This window comes from Mesorhizobium sp. M1A.F.Ca.IN.020.06.1.1, assembly GCF_004023265.1.
Classification (GTDB): Bacteria; Pseudomonadota; Alphaproteobacteria; order Rhizobiales; family Rhizobiaceae; genus Mesorhizobium.
This window is the reverse complement of the sequence record NZ_RZSR01001627.1, coordinates 1-658: the sequence shown is the minus strand read 5'-3', so window position 1 is coordinate 658 and position 658 is coordinate 1. Positions and strand designations below refer to the sequence as shown.

The following is a 658-nucleotide window of genomic DNA, read 5'->3' as shown; positions in this document are numbered from 1 at the left end:
GCGATATGGCCCTCCACATCGCCGATGAAGCGCAGCGTCAGATGATAGTTTTCGACGTCGATCCAGCGGGCTCCGGGCAGGCCGCCCCGGAGCAGCGAGAGTGAAAGCGCGGCATCACGCGGAATTTCGAGGGCGGTGAAAAGACGCGGCATGGGAAGCCTCCTGTCCTCGAATCGAAACTCTCGCCCCTAGCGAATCATCGATAGCCATGCGGGGCAAGCGGTTTGTTGTCCACAAGCTTTCCCCTGGGGAAACCGTGGCGTTTTGGTCCCATCACGCGCCGCCCTTGGCGGCGATGGCTTTTTCCACGACCGGTAGAATGCCTTTGACCATGACGTCTATTCCCTTCGGGTTGGGATGAAGACCGTCCTCCAGCTGCATGGCCGGGTGGCCGGCGACCCCGTCAAGAAAAAACGGATAGAGCGGAACGGCGTATTTCGCGGCAAGCTTCGGGTAGATGGCGTCGAAGGCCTTCTGGTACTCGGCGCCCAGATTGGGCGCTGCAAGCATGCCTGCCAGGAGCACCGGAATGTTCCGCTGCTTCAACTTGGCCAACATAGCGTCGAGATTTTTCTCGGCGATCTCGGGCGACACGCCGCGCAGCATGTCGTTGGCGCCGAGCTCGAGGATGACGAGCCCGGTGCCGTCGGGCACCGAC

At 61.7% G+C, this 658-nt stretch carries 2 protein-coding genes; both read right to left on the bottom strand.

Features of this window, described 5'->3' with window-relative positions:
* The coding region (locus tag EOA60_RS35990; protein ID WP_281060821.1) for a 2'-5' RNA ligase family protein at positions 1–152 on the bottom strand (152 nt) is incomplete at its 3' end.
* Positions 153–273: 121 nt separating this feature from the next.
* A partial coding sequence (locus EOA60_RS35985; protein WP_245502718.1) for a GDSL-type esterase/lipase family protein occupies positions 274–658 on the bottom strand: 385 nt, incomplete at its 5' end.